The sequence below is a fragment of the uncultured Vagococcus sp. genome (genome assembly GCF_963518325.1).
GTDB lineage: Bacteria > Bacillota > Bacilli > Lactobacillales > Vagococcaceae > Vagococcus_D.
Genome location: NZ_CAUQJB010000026.1, coordinates 39,949 through 55,885, shown reverse-complemented (window position 1 = coordinate 55,885; position 15,937 = coordinate 39,949). Strand labels below are relative to the sequence as shown.

At 35.2% G+C, this 15,937-nt stretch carries 15 protein-coding genes; 8 read left to right on the top strand and 7 right to left on the bottom strand.

Annotated elements, in window-relative coordinates; translation table 11 throughout:
• Nucleotides 1–13 precede the first annotated feature (13 nt).
• Genes RWN13_RS17555 through RWN13_RS17520 form a run of 8 tightly spaced genes read left to right on the top strand, consistent with a single transcriptional unit; the run spans nucleotide 14 to nucleotide 8,253 of the window.
• A complete protein-coding gene (locus tag RWN13_RS17555; RefSeq protein WP_314066274.1) occupies nucleotides 14–499 on the top strand; it encodes an antirestriction protein ArdA in 486 nt (161 codons plus the stop codon).
• Complete coding sequence (locus RWN13_RS17550; protein WP_314066272.1) at nucleotides 496–870, top strand: hypothetical protein; 375 nt, start codon at nucleotides 496–498, stop codon at nucleotides 868–870. The genes RWN13_RS17555 and RWN13_RS17550 overlap by 4 nt, the downstream gene beginning before the upstream one ends.
• 4 nt (nucleotides 871–874) lie before the next feature.
• Nucleotides 875–1,894, top strand: coding sequence for a conjugal transfer protein (locus RWN13_RS17545; RefSeq protein WP_314066271.1), 1,020 nt, complete (start codon nucleotides 875–877; stop codon nucleotides 1,892–1,894).
• The gene (locus RWN13_RS17540) at nucleotides 1,895–2,233 is read left to right on the top strand and encodes a TcpD family membrane protein (protein WP_047584116.1); all 339 of its coding nucleotides are present in this window, start codon (nucleotides 1,895–1,897) and stop codon (nucleotides 2,231–2,233) included.
• Between the two features lie 2 nt (nucleotides 2,234–2,235).
• Nucleotides 2,236–2,922: a TcpE family conjugal transfer membrane protein gene (locus tag RWN13_RS17535; RefSeq protein WP_047584117.1), complete on the top strand. Its 687-nt coding sequence runs from the start codon at nucleotides 2,236–2,238 to the stop codon at nucleotides 2,920–2,922.
• A 14-nt stretch (nucleotides 2,923–2,936) separates the two neighbouring features.
• On the top strand, nucleotides 2,937–5,459 hold the full coding sequence (locus RWN13_RS17530; protein WP_314066270.1) for an ATP-binding protein: 2,523 nt from the start codon (nucleotides 2,937–2,939) through the stop codon (nucleotides 5,457–5,459).
• Between the two features lie 12 nt (nucleotides 5,460–5,471).
• Nucleotides 5,472–7,241 (top strand): CD3337/EF1877 family mobilome membrane protein, encoded by a 1,770-nt coding sequence (locus tag RWN13_RS17525; RefSeq protein ID WP_047584119.1) that lies wholly within the window; start codon nucleotides 5,472–5,474, stop codon nucleotides 7,239–7,241.
• Nucleotides 7,228–8,253 carry a lysozyme family protein gene (locus RWN13_RS17520; protein WP_314066268.1) on the top strand — a complete coding sequence of 342 codons (1,026 nt, stop codon included), beginning with the start codon at nucleotides 7,228–7,230 and terminating at the stop codon, nucleotides 8,251–8,253. Before RWN13_RS17525 ends, RWN13_RS17520 begins: the two co-directional genes overlap by 14 nt.
• Nucleotides 8,254–8,396: 143 nt before the next feature.
• On the opposite strand, the gene cadA is transcribed toward RWN13_RS17520, so the two are convergent.
• The 7 genes from cadA to arsB all read right to left on the bottom strand — a co-directional run bounded on the left by cadA (nucleotide 8,397) and on the right by arsB (nucleotide 15,912).
• On the bottom strand, nucleotides 8,397–10,499 hold the full coding sequence (cadA, locus tag RWN13_RS17515) for a cadmium-translocating P-type ATPase CadA (protein ID WP_314066287.1): 2,103 nt from the start codon (nucleotides 10,497–10,499) through the stop codon (nucleotides 8,397–8,399).
• A 17-nt stretch (nucleotides 10,500–10,516) separates the two neighbouring features.
• Nucleotides 10,517–10,873: a metalloregulator ArsR/SmtB family transcription factor gene (locus tag RWN13_RS17510; RefSeq protein WP_047584122.1), complete on the bottom strand. Its 357-nt coding sequence runs from the start codon at nucleotides 10,871–10,873 to the stop codon at nucleotides 10,517–10,519.
• A 285-nt stretch (nucleotides 10,874–11,158) separates the two neighbouring features.
• Nucleotides 11,159–11,929, bottom strand: coding sequence for an ABC transporter permease (locus tag RWN13_RS17505; RefSeq protein WP_047584123.1), 771 nt, complete (start codon nucleotides 11,927–11,929; stop codon nucleotides 11,159–11,161).
• Nucleotides 11,922–12,857, bottom strand: a complete 936-nt coding sequence (locus RWN13_RS17500; RefSeq protein WP_047584124.1) for an ABC transporter ATP-binding protein — start codon at nucleotides 12,855–12,857, stop codon at nucleotides 11,922–11,924. The genes RWN13_RS17505 and RWN13_RS17500 overlap by 8 nt, the downstream gene beginning before the upstream one ends.
• Nucleotides 12,858–12,968: 111 nt before the next feature.
• Nucleotides 12,969–13,142 carry a hypothetical protein gene (locus RWN13_RS17495; protein ID WP_168170164.1) on the bottom strand — a complete coding sequence of 58 codons (174 nt, stop codon included), beginning with the start codon at nucleotides 13,140–13,142 and terminating at the stop codon, nucleotides 12,969–12,971.
• 23 nt (nucleotides 13,143–13,165) lie between these two features.
• Nucleotides 13,166–14,839 (bottom strand): FAD-dependent oxidoreductase, encoded by a 1,674-nt coding sequence (locus RWN13_RS17490; RefSeq protein WP_047584125.1) that lies wholly within the window; start codon nucleotides 14,837–14,839, stop codon nucleotides 13,166–13,168.
• 23 nt (nucleotides 14,840–14,862) lie between these two features.
• The gene (gene arsB / locus RWN13_RS17485) at nucleotides 14,863–15,912 is read right to left on the bottom strand and encodes an arsenite efflux transporter membrane subunit ArsB (RefSeq protein ID WP_047584126.1); all 1,050 of its coding nucleotides are present in this window, start codon (nucleotides 15,910–15,912) and stop codon (nucleotides 14,863–14,865) included.
• Nucleotides 15,913–15,937: the final 25 nt, after the last annotated feature.

Sequence of the window (15,937 nt, the reverse complement as noted above, 5' to 3'; positions counted from 1 at the left end):
GAGGTGAAAATTTATGATTCAACTGTATATTGAAAATCCTAAAACCCACACTGGACGTTGGTTTGAACTCCCTATCCTATGGGATGTTGTACAAGAAAAGCTAGAATTAGAAGATGGACAAGAGTATGAAGTAAATGATTATTCATCACCCATCAAATTATTCAATTTCGAAGATTTTGAATATATGAATGAAGTTGCTGAGCAAATGGATGAACATGCAGGACATGAAGGCATCAAGTATTTAGAAGAATTAATCGATTATGGTTTTTATAATGACTTACTAGAGGCATTTGAAAGCATTGATGATATTCAAGTCTATTCTGATTGTTACTCTTACAAAGAGTATGCCGAACAACTGGTAGATGATCTTGGCTATCTATCTGGTGTACCTGACTTAATCAAGTGGAATATTGACTATGACGGAATTGGTGAGGACCTACGCCAAGATGGACGTCTCTATCAAGCGAATGATAGTACCATTATTGAGGTATTATCATGAATCAGGAATATCTCAAAGAAGAACTCAAAAAATATGGCTTTTTCTATTTAGAAGGACAAATTCCTGAAAGACAAGCTCGGCAATTTCTCACTGTAAAAAAACTAACTCAACGAGAAAATCTGTTTTTTATTCCTAAAAAAGAAGTCTGTTTTGAACGAATGCTATCTAAGTATACAAGTCTCTATATTGAAGGGTTAGAACGCTATAGTGATTCTGGTGTTTATCTCGGCTATACCTATGACTTTTATAAAGCCACCTATCTCTTCAACTCACAACCTAGACGTTTAAAAATTTATGGCACACAGCTTTCAGCAAGAGAACTCCTTTATCAATTAAAGGGGTTCTCTTTTTTAAGAATCGAAAAGGAGTAAATCAATGAAGTTTATCAAAGAAAAAAAGACGCCTAAACCTACTTTGCCTAAAGAAGAGAAAGTAGCAACTATTAGAACAACTCGACTCTTCTTTCTACTAGTGACACTTTTTCTAATCATAAGTGGTCCTATTGGCTTTATCAAATCAACACAAATGCAAAGATTGATTCGCAAAGAACAAACGATACTAACAAAAACCATTCAGAAAGAATTAGAAAAAAATAGCACTACTCCCACTTCGTCTGAACTATACAAACAATTTTTACAACCCTTTATCTCAACTTATATAAATGTTCCTACTGACCAGCAAGCTTTTGAAAAAAGACTAGCTACTCTGCAAGAAACCTATTTTACGATTACTTTAGAAGAAGAAAAAAATACAGGTACTGGACGAAAGCTACTCTCCTCAAATTTTTATAATCTAGTCAACTCAGAGGGGCGATCTGTAGCACAATATCGTATTTCTTATGAAGTGACTGTTCCTGTTACAAAAGAACATGAGATCAAGAAAAAAGAAGGCGACAAAGACGTAACGGTCAAAGAAAAATATACTGATTATGAAAAAAGTGAGAAACAAACATTGTTAAATATTCCCTTTATACAATTAAACGATCACTCGTTTAAAATAATTGATTATCCTTATTTCACGGAGGAACCCTCTCTAACCTCTGGAAAAAAACTAATACCAACACTAGATATTTCTCAGTATCAACGAATGGATACGAAAGAAGAAAAAGCTATTACCACTTTTGTCCAATCGTTTCTTGATAAATACGTAGCCACTTCTTTGGAGGACATGGCATTCATTATGAAAGAGCCAGAGATTTTATCGGGTGACTATCAAATCAGCAACCCTCAGATTGAACCCTTTACAAAAGACAAACAACTTTTTGCCTTTGTTACGTTTGATGTTCTTGATAGTAAAACAAAGATGGGGCATAAAGAAACAATGACTCTATTGCTGAAACAGCGAGATAACACGTACTTTATTGAAACACTCTATCATTATCAAGGAGGAATTTAAATGACACAAAAGAACATCAAAAGCATATCATCAAAAAAACAATTATTAACGATTAGGCTAGCAGCTATTTGGAGTAGCCTATTCCTCTTCTTTTCCCAGTCAGCTGTTGCTTATGCCGATGCAAATGCAAAAGACGCGAGTAATTATATTTTAAATGATTGGATTGCCCCTATTTTTGGCGTTGTAGTTGTCTATTTAGTCATCAAAGAATTCTTGAATTCAAAATGGATTCAGGGCTTTGCCATTCTCTTTTTTGGAGGCATTATTTATGCCGTCATTAAAGATCCTACAGGTATTTTGAATTCTCTTTCTAATTTAAAAAGCTATTTTGGGTTATAGCCATGAATAAAGAAAAACAAATATTAGATTATCATGAACCATTCAATGCACCCTATATGATTCGTGAGATTGCTAAAAATGTCCATCTCCCTTTTGTTGTTTATGCACAAGACTTCACTGTCGCAACGGTTAGTTTTGCACTTAGTTTCAGTCTCTTATTATTATTCTTTGGGATGAACCAATTGGTCGTGATGGTTTCCATCGCCATTCCCTATGGTTTAGTGCAGCTATTTAACCGAGTGGAGCCTGATGGAAAACGGGCAGATATTTTCTTAAAAGACTATCTAGCCTATCTTTTTATCTTTGCTTATGGTCACAAATCGCTCTATCATGAGCAACTTCACTCATTTAGACAAGAAAAAGTAATCTATCATCGCTGTACTGTTAAACAGCTTGTTGTAAAGACAGGAGACTTAAAGATGACCACATTAGATGTTGAACAACTCAAACAAGAAATAAAAGCCGTTGTCGTTCCTGAATTAATTTATGAATTTGACTCTTTAAACGCACAAGAAGAAGGATTTTATGAGCTATTTGAAACGGATGACGAAGTATTATTAATGAAAAAAACACTGTTTCGACGCTATGATGATGGCATTATTCCAATAAATGAGATCACTAAACTCAAAGAACAGTATCAATCAGTAATCAAACAATCTATTCGCAAGCGAATCACTCGATTATTATAGAAAGGTGGAAAATAATGAAATTCAAACAACCATTTCATAAGGTCTATCATAATTTACTACTCACAACGGACAACGAGGTTTGGGCTTATTTTACTTGCCCTAGTGATTATGTAATTGGTCAAAATAAAGAAGTCCAGGAAAAACACAAGCAAAAGTGGAATCAATTTTTACAGAGCTTACGGCGCTTTGAAGACTTTGAACTCTTTCTAAATCCTCATTCATACAATCTTAAAGAGCGATTAACTGCTTTCTCTGAAAACTTTGATGAACAAGCAGTAGAAATGGGAGAAAACCTAGTAGAGCGAACCCTAACCGATTTAGAACAGCAGCTCCGAGTTATTACAACGGAAAAATTTTATATCGGAGTTAAATTATCTAGCCTATCCTCAGCAACTTCTGTCAAAGGAAAAGCGCTAGAAACGGTTGATTATTATGCAGGAAAATTATTAGCCCTTACCCACTATCATCTATCCGTTGATGATGATTTCTTAAAACGATATCGTTCAATAGAATCAGAAATCTTTCAACTTGTAGGGGCTGTTAATGGGCGTAGACTAAGCGAACAAGAAGTGTTACAAGCCTGTCGCTATTCCTATGTTCGTGGAATGAAAACATCCTTTGATCTTGAATTTATTGAAAATAGTAGTTACTCCTTAACTGATACGATTCTTGATCCAACAGAAGAACAAGGTTTGTTAAAGTTAAGAAGTCTTGAAGGAACCAGTTATGTCGCTTTACTTCCCATACACAAATTCGCACCAAATCTAGCTTTCAATCATGCCGCAGAATTGGTACAAAGCCTTCCCTTTCCGGTAGAGTTTAGACTCAAAGGACATTTTGAACCATTAAAAGGCGGTAGAGGATTAAAAGGTAAATCTTCTCGTGCAGCCAAACGTTTGAAAAACAGCGCAAAAGAAACACTCTCAATGGGCGATGCTGAAATGAAATCCAGTCGGTTCAATCGTTACGCCCTAACTGATTTGAACAATAAAATTGATCTAAGAGTCCCAGTCATTAAATGGCTGGGTATTTTTTCGGTCTTTGGACAAACACCAGAGGAATGTCGCAGTCGAATTCGAACGGTCATTTCTTTATGCCAATCTCGAAATGTAGAAGTTGTCAAAGGGTTAGCCGATCAAGTGTTTCTCTTCCATCAATTTTTAGCTGGCACTAAATTAGGTCATGAAAAAAATTGGCTTCACTACACAACAGTTGAAGGAATTAGTGAAATGCTGTTAGGTGTTGAAAATCGAATTGGTGATAATGTAGGAATTCCTATCGGCATGGTTTCAGAACTGAAAAACACTCGAAATTTAACTCCTAAAGAAGTCGCAAAAACTAGTCGAAAGCCAGTTTTCTTCAATCCCTCTATTGGCAATCAAAATGATATTGCAGATAAAAAAGCTAACAGTCCCCATATCGCCATTACAGGACCAACTGGAAATGGTAAATCTTACTTGGCTAAATTTATTTTCTTCCTTTCAGTCTTGATGAATGGAAAAGGTCTCTATGTCGATCCAAAATCTGAATTTTTTGATTGGATTATGGCAGTCATTAACAATCCAGTCTATCAAGAAAAGTATCCTGATACGTGTTCATTCGTTCAACAGTACTTCCATCAAGTTCGACTTGATCCAAATAAGACCAGTAACAAAGGTGTGCTTGATCCCTTCTGCTTCATTCCTAATCGTGTAGCAGCAAAAGACATGGCTCAAGATTTATTTGAAGAGCTCTATGATTTTACTAGCGCCAGAGAGAAAAAATCAAGATTGGCAATGCTAGAAGGAATTGAGACTGTATTGAAAAGACGTGATCAAGGTGAACGAATAGGATTGCTTCATGTTGTTGATTTTATGCTAGAAAGTACACACGAAGAAGTGAGAGACACAGCCAATTTAATTAAAAAGTCAGTACAAGGTTCTATTTTAGAGTTGGCATTCAGCTATGGTGAAAATAAAGGACTTAATCTTACCAATAAAGTCACAGTTTTAGAAGTGTTAGGGCTAGAAATGCCTCGTGCTGAAACACTTAGCAGTGATTATAGTGCCACGCAGAGAAAATCAGTCATGTTGATGATGTCGATTGGGAAATTTTGCGAATTATTTGGTTTGCGTGATCGAGAAGAAAGTACGGTTGTTCTATTTGATGAAAGTTGGATTTTCAACTCCTCAAAAAATGGACGGGCAATCATCAAATCTATGCGCCGAGTCGGTCGAAGCTTTAACAATACCCTTATTATTGTCACCCAATCTGTTAAAGATACCGCAGAGGAAGACGACACAGGGAACTTCGGGCGAATTTTCGCTTACGATGACAAAGACGAACGCGAGGACATTCTTCGCCATTTAGGACTAGAAATCACCTATGAGAACATTGAGTGGTTAAAAAATCTACCGAAATATCATTGTTTGTATTTAGATTTACGAGGTCGTGTAGGTAAAATGCTCGTTTATTGTCCTTACGAAGAAATTCATCAAATGCTGCAAACTGTTAAGAAAAATACAAGTGCCGATGTTGAAACCATCTTTAGCCCTTAGAAAGGAGCACTTATGTTATTAAAAGATTTGTTTGATATTGATAGCTACCAATCCTTTTTTGAAAAAGGGGGGTGGTTTAACATCAATGAGAACCTACAAAGCGTCCTAAATGCTCTACTTAATATCGCCTTTGGTTTAATTAAATACCTTGTCTTAGCTTTAGATTATGTCATTGACAAACTATTTAGTCTAAACCTACTGGAAGGTGTATTACCAGATTTGTTCAATACCACTGGAGCGATTTATAACAAATTGTTTAGTGTGATAGGTATCCTACTTTTTACATTCGTCATTGTCATTTCAGTCAAAGATTTCTTTGAAAAAGGAATCAGTAAAGCCTTGATTCGATTTGGTGTTTTCACCTTAATTTATGTTGGCAGTCTGACCTTTTTTGCTGACGGGGCAAGCAAAGTTCAAGAAGTGAATACACTTTCTCAAAATGTACAAGGACAACTAGTGGACTTAACAAGTGGAAACTTAACTAAAGGAAATGGGAGTACCACTGAGAAACTACTTGGAACGAACCGACAACTAGATGGAACCAGCAATATCCGAAATCTTATTTTTGATGAGTTTGTGATTAAACCTTATGCATTGCTTAACTTTGGAAAAACAGACCTTTCAAAAGAACAATTTGACTCCTATCTAGTCAAGAATGGTGAGACCTTCGATCAAAAGAAGACAGATGAAATTGCAGACAAGATAAAAAAAGACTCCGAAAAAAATTCCTATCTAACCTCGGATCGTATGACAGAAAAAGTCGTTGTCTTATTGAATACATTCTTTATGTTAATTGTAATAGGCACAGCCGTCCTAATTATTGGCGTCGCAAATATTTTAATTCAACTATTGATTTATGGTGTCCTCTTCCTCTTTCCTTCGTTGCTCTTTTTAGCATTGATTCCAAATATGCACCATCTGTTAAAAAATGGTTTTATGCTATTAGGAACACTCTTTGCTTCTAAAGTAGGAATCGGTTTTGGCTTTGGTCTATTATTTTCGATTTTAAATTTACTAGACTCATTTTTTATTGTAACAAATATTGTAACGATGCTTGTTGGCTTATTTGTAAAAGTACTATTAGGTTTATTTATTTGGAAAAACAAAGGTCAAATCGTTCGTTCTCTTACTAAGGGTCAAGTAGGGTTAAAAGATTTTTCATTCAATCCTAAACAAGCCTTCCAAGAACGACAGCAACAAAAAAATCAGAAAAATGACCAACAAAATCGATTAGACGAGCAAATATACAAAACACAAACGGCTGAAAATAATTTGCTTAAATCAGGTCTAGAACTAGATCAAGCCTATCGCCAAAATGACTTACAAGATAACCTATTAGTTCAAGCTGGTGAAGAAGAAACAGCTCTAGATACAATACCTTTCGATAAAGACTCATCTGGATCGCAAGAAGAGGTATCTTCTACGGAAACTAGTGGAACAAAAAGTTCTGAAGAAACACCTGTTGCTCCTACAGAGGCATTTTCTGATTTTGTCTCTAGTACAGATCCTTTGACCACAGAGACCATACTTCCCACAGAAGAAGTAGATGATACATTACTTACACCAAGTACTTTAACAGAAGAAATCGAAGTACCTATAGAATCAGTCATTGAAACAAGAGATAGTAATGTAGAGAATGACTCATTTGAAGCAGCCTCCCTCTCACCTTCTCCTGTCACAGACCAGGAAGCGGAACAACTTGAAAAAGAAATCAGTCATCTAAGACAAGAAGCTTATGGTGCTCCAGAATTTAGTGAGGAACACGTCTATGAAAATGTATAAATTATCTCCTTTTCTTCTTGTAAGCTTCTTCTTCATTTTTTTTATGCTCATTGCTGGCAGCGATTCTTCTTCCACTCACATTAGCTCTGAAGAAGAACAAAACCTACCAGAAGCAGTCCTTCGCTGGAAAGAAAAAGTCACCAAAGAAGCGTCAAAAAATAACATTCCTGAAGCAGTTCCTTATTTATTAGGAATCATTATGGCCGAAACAGGAGGAAACTCAGAAAAATATCCTGATGTCATGCAATGTTCCGAAAGCCAAGGAAAGCCACCAAACTCCATTCAAGATCCAAATGAATCAATAGAAGTTGGTGTCAAATATTTTGCAGATATGTGGACTGAACATCGTGATTATGATGTTTTAAACATTGTGCAAGCCTATAATTTTGGAGGTGGTTTTTTAAATCACTCAGGTAAAAGTTATTCTTTGGACAGTGCCATTCAATTCTCCAAGACTCAAGCAAATGGAAAAACCGTCACTTACACAAATTCAACAGCTGTCAACTTAGGCTATAATTATCGTTATGCTTACGGCAATATGTTTTATGCTCAGATTGTTAAACAATACATCACTTCTACCTCTAATAATAATAGTCAAGGAAATTCAGCTATTGTTAAATCAGCTCTTAAAGAATTAGCCGAGAGTCCACATGATGGTGGTGAAAAATATTGGCGCTGGTATGGCTTTAATGGACGTGTAGAATGGTGTGCTATCTTTGTCTCTTATAATGCTGAAAAAGCTGGCGTTAAAATGGACCGATTTGCTTATTGTCCGACAGGTATTGAAAACTTTAAAGCTAAAAATCAGTGGTTAGAAGGAGGAAAACTTCCTAAAAGTGGAAACATTATCTTCTTTGATTGGGATGGCGATTCCATTAGTGACCATGTAGGGATTGTAGAAAAAGTCGAAAATGGGGTAGTTTATACAATCGAAGGTAATTCGGGAGATAAAATTGCAAAACAAAATTATGGAAAAAATAGTCCTTATATTATGGGATACGGAATACCATAAATTTTAAAACTAAAAATACCAGTGAAAAAAGTTTACAGCTTGCACAACTTCATTTTGTAAAATTAAATAAAAAAATTTTAACATTACTCAAAGAAGGAGCAGATACTGTCTTTTTTACGATATCTGCTCCTCATACTTAATAACTACTTGTACCTTATAACACGTGTAGCATTTAAAATTGCCAATATAGAAACACCCACATCAGCGAACACAGCTTCCCACATCGTCGCAATTCCAAATGCCCCAAGAGTTAAAAAGACAGCTTTAATGGCTAATGCGAAAATAATATTTTGCCAAACTATTTTCTTTGTAAATCCTGCAATATCAATGGCTTTTGCTATTTTTGATGGTTCATCGGTCATTAGGACAATATCTGCTGCTTCAATGGCAGCATCAGATCCTAAACCACCCATGGCAATTCCAATATCTGCCCTTGCTAAGACAGGAGCGTCATTAATTCCATCTCCAACAAAGGCTAGTTTTCCTTTTCCTAATTCCTTAGCCTCTAGTTTTTCTAAAATATCTACTTTATCTGTTGGAAGCAATTCAGAATAAACTTCGTCTAGCGATAATTCTTTCGCAATGTTTTGAGCAATTACTTTATTATCACCTGTTAGCATGATCGTCTTTTGAACGCCTTTGCTCTTAAGTGATTGAATCGCTTCAAAGCTATCTTTTTTAATTTTATCTGAAATCACAATCGAACCAGCAAATACATTATCAACAGCAATATAAACGACCGTTCCTGTTTCACTGTTTGTGGTATACCCAACATTGTATTTCTTCATTAATTTTTCATTTCCTGCAAGAACAGGTTTTTGGTCAATTTTCACGCTAATTCCATGTCCTGCAATTTCTTGATAAGAATCAAGCTCACTATGTTCAACCTCTTTACCATAAGCGCTCTTAATTGATAGAGCGATTGGATGATTGGATAGTGCTTCTGCTTTTGATCCATACTCTACTAATTGTTCCTCTGTAAAACCATTGCTTGTATTAATAGAAGTGACTTCAAATACACCCTCTGTTAGGGTTCCAGTTTTATCAAATACAATTGTATCCACATTGTTTAAGGCTTCAAGATAGTTACTCCCTTTTACTAAGATACCGTGCTTAGACGCACCACCAATTCCACCAAAGAAACCTAACGGGATTGAAACAACCAATGCGCATGGACAAGAGATTACAAGAAAGATTAATCCTCTATTTAACCAATCAGACCATTCTCCACCAAAGAATAGGGGAGGAATGACAGCTAATAATGTCGCTACAATGACAACAACTGGTGTATAATATCTTGAAAACGTTGTTATAAAGTTTTCAGTTGGGGCTTTTTTACTGCTTGCATTCTCAACGAGATCAATAATCTTTGCCACTGTCGATTCACCAAACGTTTTTGTAACTTCAATCGTTAATACACCACTCTGATTGATACAACCAGACAGTACATTATCACCAGCCTTTGTTTTTCGTGGTACAGATTCACCAGTTAATGCTTTTGTGTCTAACATGGATTCACCCTCAATTACCACACCATCAAGGGACACTTTTTCACCCGGCTTAACAACAATAATATCACCAATCTTGATTGTTTCAGGCTTTACTTTCTTGATGTCATTTCCAATTTTCAAGTTCGCATAATCTGGTCGAATATCCATTAAATCTGTAATTGATTTTTTAGAACGCTTAACTGCAATATCTTGAAACAATTCCCCAATTTGATAAAACAACATAACGGCAACCGCCTCTGCTGTTTCACCAATAATAAATGCTCCAATTGTAGCAATACTCATTAGGAAATTTTCATCAAATACTTGACCCTTAAAAATATTACGAATTGCTCTTAGTAAGACATTTCCACCTAGAATTGCGTAGCTAACTAAGAAAAGTCCTAATTTCATCCAATCATCAATACCTTCCTGCCTATTAACAATCACTGCGATTACAAAGATAATTGCCCCAAACACTAACTGAAAGAAAATACTATTATCTTTAAGATTGAAATTATTTTCGGATTCTTTTTTGTATTCTTGTTTCGGGAAAACATCAACTTCTGGCTCGTATTTATGAACGATTTCTTCAATTTTTGAATCTAGTCCTGAATCATTTTTTTTGTCCAGAGCTAATGTCGTATTCATTAAATTCAAGCTAACATTTTCAACACCACTTATTTTTTTCACATCACGTTCTATTTTTCCTGCACAGTTTGCACAAGTTAATCCTTCTAATATATATTCCTTTTTCAACATATTCCCCTCCAATTTTATTCTGTTATATTCTTGAAACTTTGTTCAAAAATTTTATAGACATGTTCATCAGCAAGTGAATAATACACAATCTTACCCTCTCGTCTATTCTTTACCAGATTAGCAAGTCTTAACGTTTTTAATTGATGAGAAATTGCCGATTTTGTCATGTTAAGCAAAACAGCTAAATCACAAACACACATTTCACTTTCATTTAGTGCATATAGTATTTCTAATCTAGTTTTATCTGCAAATGTCTTGTATAAATTACTCAAACTAGCAATAGTTTGTTTTTGAGGCATTGCTTTTTTAACTTTCTCTACGACTTCTTCATGTATAACATCACAATCACATATCAATTCTTGTCTATTCATATATTTCACCTCTCAGTTGAATAATTGCTCAACTGTATTATGAACCTTTTGATTTCTTATGTCAATATGTTTAACGAAGAATGGCAATTTTAGTGTTCTTCAAAATATAATTACTTAAATTCGTCCATCAAATTTATCATATTCCGATAATAGCTTATATTAATAATATTCGTTACCATTAAAATTAAAAAAAGATAGGAACTTATTATGTAAATCACAAATAAGTTTCTATCTTTTTTTCGTTTACTATTTCGAAATACTTAGCCTCGTGTTAATTTGTCTATATTAACTTCTCAACCCTTTCCCTTTATCAACAAGGTACCAACAAATAGAATAGAGAACGATAATAAAAAGAATGAGAATCGTTAGCGAAACCATAATTGGCACATCTGTTGTTCCAAGAAAACCATATCTAAATCCAGAAATCATATAGACAATAGGATTAATTTTTGAGACGCCTTGCCAAAAAGGTGGCAACATTGAAATTGCATAAAATACGCCGCCAAGATAAGTTAACGGTTGTAAAACAAAGGTTGGTACGATTGATACATCATCATAAGACTGAGCAAAAATACCATTAATTAAACCAGCTAAGGAAAATAAAATTGCTGTCATTAAAAACGTAATAATTACCATAAACCATGAGTAAACATGTAGCGGCACAAAGAATAAAGAAATGATTGTGACTAGTGTACCAACTAAGACACTTCTTCCAAGCCCGCCAATGACAAATCCCCAAATAATGATGTGAGTTGGTACTGGTGCGACTAATAACTCTTCAATATTTTTCTGGAACTTTTGAGAGAAAAAAGAAGAGGAGACATTTGCATAGGAACTAGTGATGACTGACATCATAATTAATCCTGGTACAATGAATTCCATATAAGAGAATCCATCCATCTCTCCAATACGTCCGCCAATCATTTTTCCGAAAATAACAAAATATAGTGAAGTTGTAATCACTGGTGGTACTAATGTTTGTACCCAAATTCTCAAGTAACGGTTCGTTTCCTTTACCGCTAGGCTTTTTAAAGCTGTAAAATATAAATTAGACATGTTTCTCCCCCACTGGATGCTTTTCTTCCGTAATTTTCAAAAACAACTCTTCCAGTCGATTAGATTTATTACGCATGGAAAGCACTTTTACTCCTTGCTCGCTAAACTGTTTAAAGATATCATTCACTCCTTGGTCTCGTTCAACTTCAATAGCAAGTGTTCGTTCATCTTCAAAGTAATTTGTGTATCCTTCAATCTCGGGTTTTTTATCATAAGTAGCAAGATCAAATATAAAGGTTTCAAACTGTAATTTAGAAAGAAGAGTTTTCATACTTGTGTTTTCAATGAGTTCACCAGACTGAATAATGCCAATATTTCGACAAAGCATTTCTGCTTCTTCTAGGTAATGAGTCGTCAAAATAATGGTGGTGCCACTTTCATTCAACTCTCTTAAAAATGTCCACATCTCGCGTCTTAACTCGATATCCACACCAGCAGTTGGTTCATCTAAAATTAACAAGCGTGGCTCATGCATCAATGCCCGAGCAATCATTAATCTGCGCTTCATACCACCTGAAAGCATTCGTGCACGAACATTACGTTTTTGCCATAAATCGGATTGTTTCAAGTACTTCTCACTACGAATAAATGCCTCTTTACGAGAAACGCCATAATAACCTGCTTGATTGACGACAATTTGTTCAACTGTCTCAAAGGGATTAAAATTGAATTCTTGAGGAACAAGTCCTATTTGTTGTTTTGCACGTACCAAATCGGTATCAAGGTCATAGTCAAAAACTTTCACTTTTCCTGATGTTTTATTAACAAGTGAGGTAATAATCCCGATTGTTGTGGATTTCCCTGCACCATTTGGTCCCAAAAGTGCATAGAAGTCTCCTTCTTCTACCGCTAAATCAACGCCACGTAGTGCTTCGACTCCAGTTGAATATACTTTTTTTAACGCTTTTATTTCAAGTGCATAAGCCATTTAATTGCAATCTCCTTATCAATAAGATTCCTTATTTTAACATTTATTTGTAAATAAGAAAAAACATTATTTTCTTATTTACAAATAAATTCAGACTGATACTAATACAATTCATTTCCTATTTTCTTTAGATTGCTTTCTCTTTGCCAAGATATACAAAACAATGATCAATAGTACAAAATTTACAAATATCCCAATACTAAGTTGAAAGTTCATGAATTTTGCAACTAGGAAAGCCCCTAAAACACCAACAAGCCTCGCAATTGCTCTTTTTTCTTCTGTCATTTTTTTATCCTTTCACTGATCACTTAATAAGAAGACATTACCTGTTTTATTAATTGATAATTCTTATTCCCACCAGACAAGTTGTAGACGTCTCTAAAACCCTCATTGAGTAATATATTTTGAGCTGCATTTCCAGTGACACCTTTATTACAATAGGTGATAGTTGTTAGTTCTTTATCTAATTCCATCAATCTAGCACGTAAATCACCTAGTGGAATATGGACCGCTCCTTCAACATTCGATTTTTCATATTGTTTTTTAGAGCGAGTATCAATAATTTGAAGTTTTTCACCGTTAGCTTGCTTTTGTATCAATTCAGTTGGTGTCATTAAAGGTGTTCCATTGTTAACCGCATTATCCAATGCCATTCCAGTGTATAAAATCGGGTCTTTAGTTGTTGCAAATGGTGGTGCATAGGCAAGATCTAAATGGAATAAATCCTCCGCCACAGCGCCAAATGAAATAGCTGTTGCAATCACATCAATTCGCTTATCGACACCTTGCTGCCCAATAATTTGTGCACCAATTATTCTACCACTACTTTTATCCGCTAGGGCTTTGATAGTTAATTCTTTACCACCAAGATAATCGGCATGATCTGGCTTGATATTATAGAGAATTGCTACATCTATTCCTTCCTCAATCGCATCCTTTTCACTTATACCAGTATATGCAACAGTTAAATCAAACACTCTAACAATCCCTGTTCCTAAAATACCACGATGTTCTAAAGCCCCTCCAGTGATAACATCTCCAGCAATCCTACCCATTTTATTCGCAGTAGAACCAAGTGGTCGATACAATGATTGACCTGTTATGACAGAAAAACTTTCCGCAACATCTCCTACGGCGTAAACATGAGGAACAGATGTCTGCATTTTTTTATTAACTTTGATTGCCCCTGATTCGCCTAACTCGATTCGTATTGATTGAACTAAATCAGTATTTGGCTTAACACCTGCTGCAAGAATGACTAACTCCGTTTCAAGTGATTGATTCTGACTCGTTTCTAATTTAATGATTCGCCTCTCTACATTAACTACTTTCGTGACCGTTGTATTTAGCTGAATATTAACCTGATGCTTTTTAAGTTCCAACTCTACTCGAAAAGCCATGTCAGGGTCCATTTGTTTCATTACTTGGTTTCCACGTTGAATAATAGTAACTTCTATGCCTTTATGTGCTAGTTGTTCTGCCATTTCTAGACCAATAAAACCAGCACCGATGATTGTTGCTTTTTTGGGATTCTCCTTTTCAATGAAACTATGAATAGCTCTTGCATCTTGAATATTTCTTACATGAAATATATTTTCATTCAATTCCTTAGCTTCGAAAACTTCGGGAACAATTGGTTTTGCTCCAGTTGCCAAAACCAGTTCATCATATGTGTCAACGTTCTTCTCACCTGTTTGAAGATTTTCAACCTCAATTGTTTGTGTTTTGGGATTAATGCTTGTCACTCGATGCTCGGTAAAAATATCCACATTATACCGCTTTTTAAACCACTCTGCATTTCGTGGTGTTAAACGCTCCAGTTCATCTACTTCTTCTCCAATGTAATAAGGAATCCCACAAATAGAATAGGAAATATCCTTATCTTGATCATAAACCACAATCTCTGCTTCTTCTGTATTTCTCCTAGCTTTCGCTGCTACACTTGTACCCGCAGCTACTGAACCGATAATGACAATCTTCATAAATAATCCTCATTTCTTTTAAATTAGTTAAAATACTTTTTCTTGAATTTCAACGCAACATTCACCAGCCCAATTAGAACTGGAACTTCAACTAGTGGTCCAATTACTGCTGCAAAAGCTTCTCCTGAATTGATGCCAAAAACGCCAACTGCTACAGCAATCGCTAATTCAAAGTTATTACTAGCTGCCGTGAAAGATAAGGAAGCTGTAATCGGATAGCTCGTGCCCATTCGTTTAGAAATAAAAAATGATACGAAAAACATTAGCACAAAATAAATCAATAATGGGATGGCAATTCTTACAACATCCATCGGCAACTCAATGACTTTTTCGCCTTTAACTGAGAACATCACAATAATGGTAAACAATAAGGCAATCAATGTGATTGGGCTAATTTTAGGAATGAATTTTTCTTCATACCACTGAATCCCTTTTTTCTTGATTAAAATTCGTCTAGAAATAAATCCAGCAATAAAAGGGATACCCAAATAAATAAACACGCTTGTCGCAATTTCACCCATTCCAATCGAAATAGCATGTGTTTCTAGTCCTAACCACCCTGGAATAACTGTTACAAATATATAAGCAAATACAGAGTAAAAAACAATTTGAAAAATAGAGTTAAAAGCGACCAAACCAGCTGTATATTCATTATCTGCTTGAGCAAGATTGCTCCAAACAATTACCATCGCAATACAGCGAGCTAAACCAATCATAATCAAACCTACCATATATTCAGGATAATCATGTAAAAAGACAACTGCCAAAATAAACATTAAGATAGGACCGATAATCCAATTTTGAAACAGTGATAATAGCAATACTTTCCAGTCTTTAAATACACGCCACATTTCTTCATATTTCACTTTAGCTAATGGCGGATACATCATGAGAATCAAGCCAATAGCGATAGGTATTGAAGTAGTCCCCACTTCTAGTTTATTGATTCCCGTTACAACCCCTGGAACAAAATAACCTAAGCCAATTCCAAACGCCATTGCCAGAAAAATCCAAAGCGTTAAATATCGATCTAATAATGATAATTTTTTTGTTACTCCTGCCACAATCAACATCTCCATTGTTAAAATTTTAAAAAAG

What these genes read in the sequence shown, in the direction of transcription:
- RWN13_RS17555 (WP_314066274.1), top strand. Translation starts at nt 14, where the DNA reads ATGATTCAACTGTATATTGAAAATCCTAAAACCCACACTGGACGTTGG.
- RWN13_RS17550 (WP_314066272.1), top strand. Translation starts at nt 496, where the DNA reads ATGAATCAGGAATATCTCAAAGAAGAACTCAAAAAATATGGCTTTTTC.
- RWN13_RS17545 (WP_314066271.1), top strand. Translation starts at nt 875, where the DNA reads ATGAAGTTTATCAAAGAAAAAAAGACGCCTAAACCTACTTTGCCTAAA.
- RWN13_RS17540 (WP_047584116.1), top strand. Translation starts at nt 1,895, where the DNA reads ATGACACAAAAGAACATCAAAAGCATATCATCAAAAAAACAATTATTA.
- RWN13_RS17535 (WP_047584117.1), top strand. Translation starts at nt 2,236, where the DNA reads ATGAATAAAGAAAAACAAATATTAGATTATCATGAACCATTCAATGCA.
- RWN13_RS17530 (WP_314066270.1), top strand. Translation starts at nt 2,937, where the DNA reads ATGAAATTCAAACAACCATTTCATAAGGTCTATCATAATTTACTACTC.
- RWN13_RS17525 (WP_047584119.1), top strand. Translation starts at nt 5,472, where the DNA reads ATGTTATTAAAAGATTTGTTTGATATTGATAGCTACCAATCCTTTTTT.
- RWN13_RS17520 (WP_314066268.1), top strand. Translation starts at nt 7,228, where the DNA reads ATGAAAATGTATAAATTATCTCCTTTTCTTCTTGTAAGCTTCTTCTTC.
- RWN13_RS17510 (WP_047584122.1), bottom strand. Translation starts at nt 10,873, where the DNA reads ATGAATAGACAAGAATTGATATGTGATTGTGATGTTATACATGAAGAA.
- RWN13_RS17505 (WP_047584123.1), bottom strand. Translation starts at nt 11,929, where the DNA reads ATGTCTAATTTATATTTTACAGCTTTAAAAAGCCTAGCGGTAAAGGAA.
- RWN13_RS17500 (WP_047584124.1), bottom strand. Translation starts at nt 12,857, where the DNA reads ATGGCTTATGCACTTGAAATAAAAGCGTTAAAAAAAGTATATTCAACT.
- RWN13_RS17495 (WP_168170164.1), bottom strand. Translation starts at nt 13,142, where the DNA reads ATGACAGAAGAAAAAAGAGCAATTGCGAGGCTTGTTGGTGTTTTAGGG.
- RWN13_RS17490 (WP_047584125.1), bottom strand. Translation starts at nt 14,839, where the DNA reads ATGAAGATTGTCATTATCGGTTCAGTAGCTGCGGGTACAAGTGTAGCA.
- arsB (WP_047584126.1), bottom strand. Translation starts at nt 15,912, where the DNA reads ATGTTGATTGTGGCAGGAGTAACAAAAAAATTATCATTATTAGATCGA.